The sequence below is a fragment of the Piscinibacter sp. genome, from assembly GCF_050175855.1.
Lineage (GTDB): Bacteria > Pseudomonadota > Gammaproteobacteria > Burkholderiales > Burkholderiaceae_C > Piscinibacter.
The window spans coordinates 1-5037 of sequence record NZ_JBFXIO010000373.1; the positions used below are offsets into that span (position 1 = coordinate 1).

Consider the following 5037-nt stretch of genomic DNA (forward strand, 5'->3'; position numbering starts at 1 on the left):
GGTACGGCTCTTCTCGGAACCGGCTTTGGGCATCTCGGCCTGGTCCAGACACTCGGTGCTCGCGGCAGCCTTCTTCTTGGGCGCATCGGCAGCCAGGGCACCCTGGGCGACGAACGCGGCGACAACGGCGGCAACGAGGGCCTTGGTCTTGAGTTGCATGGTGCTCTCTCCTTCTGTGTGTGTGATGTCGGCACCGGCCACAACCGCGACCGGCTGGCTCTCCAACTGAGCCTGAACTCATTCTGTTGACACCCACGGCGGTATTTGTTGAGCAGACGCAATTGGCCGGGGGAGTCCCTTGATGCAGGACAAACGAAGCCTGTTCACTGGTTAGAGTGGCCCCATGGAGAACTGGGGCGTATTCCTGTCGGCGCTGGTGATCGGGCTGTCGATCGCGGCACCCGTCGGCCCGATCGGGCTGCTGACCATCCAGCGCAGCCTGGAACATGGCCCGCGCGCCGGCCTGGCCACCGGCCTGGGCGCGGCGGCGGCCGATGCGGTGTACGGCGCGATCGGCGCCTACGGCGTGGCCTGGCTGGTCAACGCGCTGGTGGCCGCGCGTGTCCCGCTGGCGTTGTTCGGCGGCGCCGTGCTGCTGTGGATGGCGCTGCAGCTGCTGCGTGCCCCGGTGGCCGATCGTGCGGCCCGCGCCGCGCCGGCACGCAACGGCTGGCAATACTTCGCCGGCACCTTCGTGCTGACGCTGTCCAACCCGGCGACCATCTTCTCCTTCGTGGCCATCTTCGGCGCGATGGCCGGGCGCGCGGCCAGCGCCTCGCCGGCGCTGATGGTCGCCGGCGTGCTGTGCGGCTCGGCGCTGTGGTGGCTGTTCCTCAGCAGCGCCGTCGGCCGGCTGCGCGAGCGCTTCGACGCGCGCTGGCGCCGCCGCGTCAACCTCGTCAGCGCGACGGTGCTGGCCGGCTTCGCGCTGTGGCAGTGGCTCTCGTTACTCCCGGATTGACCCCGGATTGACCGGCGTCAACAGTGTGGCGGGCAGCGACCACCACAGTCGCAGTCTGGAGGAGTGACTGCCCATGCTGCTGAAGACCGACACCGACGCCATCGACCCGCGCATGCGGCCGCTGTTCGAGCGCAGCGGGCTGTCGGCCCTGCGGCTGCGCGGGCGCTCGCTGCTGCCGATCGTGCAAGGCGGCATGGGCGTGGGCGTGTCCGCCCACAAGCTGGCCGGCAGCGTGGCCGCCCTCGGCGGCGTGGGCACGCTCTCGTCGGTGGACCTGCGCCGCCACCACCCCGACCTGATGGAGCGCACCCAGGGCCTGGCTTCGCGGCAGGGCATGGATGCCGACACCAAGGCGCAGATCGACGCCGCCAACCTCGAGGCCATCGAGCGCGAGATCGTCGCTGCGCGCCAGCTCTCCGAAGGCCGAGGCCTGCTCGCCATCAACGTGATGCGCGCGGTGGCCGAGTACGCCGCGTCGGTCAAGCGCGCGCTGGAGGCCGGCATCGATGCGGTGGTGGTGGGCGCCGGCCTGCCGCTGGACCTGCCCGACCTCGCCGCCGACCACCCCGATGCGCTGCTGGTGCCCATCCTGTCGGATGCGCGCGGCGTGCAGCTGATCGTCAAGAAGTGGGAGCGCAAGAAGCGCCTGCCCGACGCCATCGTCATCGAGCACCCGCGGCTGGCCGGCGGCCATCTCGGCGCGGCGAAGATCGCCGACCTGAACGACCCGCGGTTCGACTTCGAGAACGTCATTCCGCAGTCGCGCGAGTTCCTCAAGAGCGCCGGCATCGAGCGCGACATCCCGCTGATCGCCGCCGGAGGCATCCGCAGCTTCGAGGACATCGCGCGGCTGCAGTCGCTCGGCGCCGCGGCGGTGCAGCTCGGCACGCCCTTCGCGGTGACGCAGGAAGGCGACGCGAGCGAGGAGTTCAAGCGCATCCTCGCCGGCGCGAAGGACGAGGACATGGTCGAGTTCACCAGCGTGGCCGGCCTGCCGGCGCGCGCGGTGGCCACGCCGTGGCTGCGCGCCTACCTGAAGATCGAGGACAAGCTGCAGGCCGTGACGCACGCCAAGACGCGCTGCACCAAGGCCTTCGACTGCCTGGCGCAATGCGGGCTGCGCGATGGCCTGAAGGGCTGGGGCCAGTTCTGCATCGACAACCAGCTGGCCGCCGCGCTGCGCGGCGACACGAAGAAGGGCCTGTTCTTCCGCGGCGTCGGCGCGCTGCCCTTCGGCGAGCAGATCCGCAGCGTGCGCGAGCTGATGGAGCGGCTGCTGGTGCCGGCGGCGGTGGTCGGCGCCTGAGTCGGCCGTTGGTCAGGCCGTCGCAGGCAGCACCCGAGGCAGGCGCTGCGCCGCGTCCAGCGGCAGCGGCGTAGCAAACAGGAAGCCCTGGCCTTCGTCGCATCCGAGCCTGCGCAGCGCAGACCATTGGGTGGCCACTTCGATGCCGGCCGCGCTGACCGCGAGATGCAGATTGGCCGCGGTCTGCAGCATCGAGGCCATCAGCGCGTCGTGGCGCCCGTCCTGGCCCAGCGTGGCGACGACGCTGCGGTCGATCTTCAGGCGCGACAGCGGCAGCTCGGCCAGCAGACCCAGCGGCATCTGCGAGCTTCCGAAGTTGTCCAGCGTGATGCCGACCCCGGCGCTGCGCAGCCGCTGCAGCGAGCCCATCATCGATCCACCAGCAGTGCCGTCGTGGAATCCGTCCACGTCGAGCTCCAGCCGCGCCGCCGGCAAGCCGGCTGCTGCGAGCACTTCCAGCACGCCTTCAGCGAACCCGGGTCGCTCCAGCTCCTGGCGCGAGACGTTGATCGTCAGGCGCAAAGGGTGCGGCGCGTTCGCCTGCAGGGCGACGAGGTCGCTGCAGGCGCGCCGCAGCACCCAATGTCCCACCGAGACGATCTCGCCGCTGGCCTCGAGGCGGCGCAAGAACTCCAGCGGAGCGGAAGTGCGGGCCGGTTTGGAGGCCAGGCGCAGCAGCGCCTCGAAGCCCTGCAGATGTCCGTCGGCGAGGTTCACCGTGGGTTGATAGCGCAGCGCATAGCCGGCGGACTCGCCGTCGAAGGCAGGGTCGAACGACGGCTGCCCGGTGCACGTCGCGTCGCGCTGCCATCCCGCCGGCCGCGCACCGAGCTCGGCGGCCAGCAGGCGGCGGCTGTGTTCGAGCTGAGCCGACAGCCGGGCGCGCTCGGCAGCGACCCGGCCGTAGCGCAGCCGGGCCGCCTGCAGTTCCACGCTGGCTTCGAGCGCCTTGAGGCGCCAGCGCAGCGCATCGGCGCGATCGTCAGCCCGGGCCCCCGCATCACCGCGCTCGCGGGTGGGCGCTGCGGCATCGCCTTCGCCACAGCGCCGCCGTAGTTCCGCCCAGGCTTCGGAGAGCAGCGGGTCGTCGGGCCGGCCGCCGCGTTCGAGCAGCCCGAGTGCATGCGAGAGCGCTTCGCGGGCCTGCACGAAACGCCCCTGCGCGAGCTCGGCGCGGCCCAGCGCCAGGTGCAGGTCGTAGCTGGCTCGCGACGGGTCGGGGGTGGCGGTGAGGGCTCGGCGCGCTCGTTCGGTGGCCTCGTCGCAGCGGCCGAGGCCAACCAGCGCATCGCAGGCGGTCGCTTCGACGTGTGCATAGTTCCAGTCGCCGCTGAGCCGGGTCTCGGCGCTGGAGACCTCCGACAATGCCAGTGCGACCTCGTACCGGCCTTGCAGGTTGGCGAGGCAGGCGAGATTGTGGCGCGCCTCGCAGGCACGGACCGACATGCCGAGTTGAGTGAACGCGGTCAGGGCCTGCTCGAGCTGCTCGCGCCCGCGCTCGAGCTGGTGGGTCTGTGCGAGCACGCCGCCGAGCAGCGATTGCACGAGGGCCAGGCCGGCCACGTCGGGAGAGCCGGCCAGCTGCTCCGCCGCAGCTTCCAGGTGCGGCAGGGCCTGCTCGCCCATGCCCAGCGAGGCCCACATGGCGCCCAGGCCGGACAGCACCTTCGCGCGCACGCCGGGATGGCCCTCGGCCTCGGCCAGCTCGGCGGCACGCTGGCCGAGCTGCAGTGCATCGTCGATGCGCTGCTCGTAGAACGCGGCCTTGCCCTGCATCACCAGGGCCAGCGCCAGTTCGCCGTTGGCCCCGAGCTCGCGCGCCAGCGCCTCGGCCTGCACGGCCAGCTTGAATGCTGCCGCCATGTCGCGGTCCTTGAGCACCTCGGCCTCGCCGTTGAGGGCGCGCAGCCTTCGCAGACGGCCTTGCGGGCTGTTGCCGGCCAGGGTGTCGTCGCCGTCGGCGGCGTGCGAAAGGGCGGGCATGAGGTGCCTTCTCGAAGAGGTAAAGGAGTGAGCATTGTCGAGGGATCTGACAGGCCGCGATGGTGAGAGTGATGAGGTCTCATCTATTAGTGACGAGACAATGTGACGCGTCGCACGACCGCGCCCCGCTTGCCTTCCAGTGCCGATCGGAGATCGGCTTGGCCGATCGACCATGATCAGGTGTCAAGTTTTCTGACCGCGCACCGAAAAGGTGAGCAGTGCCAGGCGTGCCGACCCCGAAAACGGGCGCGGCCGTCACCGTCATCACCGGTCACTCGGGAAAACTTCACATGACAGCGATCCTTGCCTCGGGCGCCGCCGCCGCGCCTTCTGCACGCCCTGCCGGCGTCGACACCGGCTTCTTCGCCCATCACGGCATCTGGGCTCCGGGGGTGCGGCTGTTCCGCTCGCTGCGCTTCAGCGCCAAGGCGGTGATCATCTCGCTGGCCTTCGTGGTGCCGCTGCTCGGCCTGATCGGCTGGCAGCTGATGCACCAGGCCGACCTGTCGCTGCAGGCGCGCCAGGACTCGACGCGCCAGCACGTCGAGATCGCCCACGGCATCGTGGTGTGGGCGCATGCGCAGGAGGCCAGCGGCCGGATGGACCGCGCGCAGGCGCAGCAGCTCGCGCGCAGCGCGATCGCCGCGCTGCGTTACGAAGGCAGCGAGTACTTCTGGATCAACGACATGCATCCGCGCGTCGTGATGCACCCGATCAAGCCGGAGCTCGACGGCAAGGACGTCTCAGACCTGAAGGATCCGAACGGCCTGCCGCTGTTCAAGGCCTT

4 protein-coding genes are annotated in these 5037 nt (G+C 70.6%); 3 read left to right on the top strand and 1 reads right to left on the bottom strand.

Annotation, left to right across the window (positions count from 1 at the left end):
* Positions 1-343: 343 nt before the first annotated feature.
* Positions 344-961 (top strand): LysE family translocator, encoded by a 618-nt coding sequence (locus tag AB7U92_RS21690; protein ID WP_428581966.1) that lies wholly within the window; start codon positions 344-346, stop codon positions 959-961.
* A gap of 73 nt (positions 962-1034) precedes the next feature.
* Positions 1035-2267, top strand: a complete 1233-nt coding sequence (locus AB7U92_RS21695) for an NAD(P)H-dependent flavin oxidoreductase (RefSeq protein WP_428581969.1) — start codon at positions 1035-1037, stop codon at positions 2265-2267.
* 12 nt (positions 2268-2279) lie between these two features.
* Here the strand turns inward: AB7U92_RS21695 and AB7U92_RS21700 are convergent, their stop codons facing one another.
* On the bottom strand, positions 2280-4250 hold the full coding sequence (locus tag AB7U92_RS21700) for an EAL domain-containing protein (protein WP_428581972.1): 1971 nt from the start codon (positions 4248-4250) through the stop codon (positions 2280-2282).
* Positions 4251-4540: 290 nt separating this feature from the next.
* Between AB7U92_RS21700 and AB7U92_RS21705 the strand changes: the two genes are divergently transcribed.
* On the top strand, positions 4541-5037 hold a 497-nt coding region (locus AB7U92_RS21705; RefSeq protein ID WP_428581975.1), incomplete at its 3' end, for a cache domain-containing protein.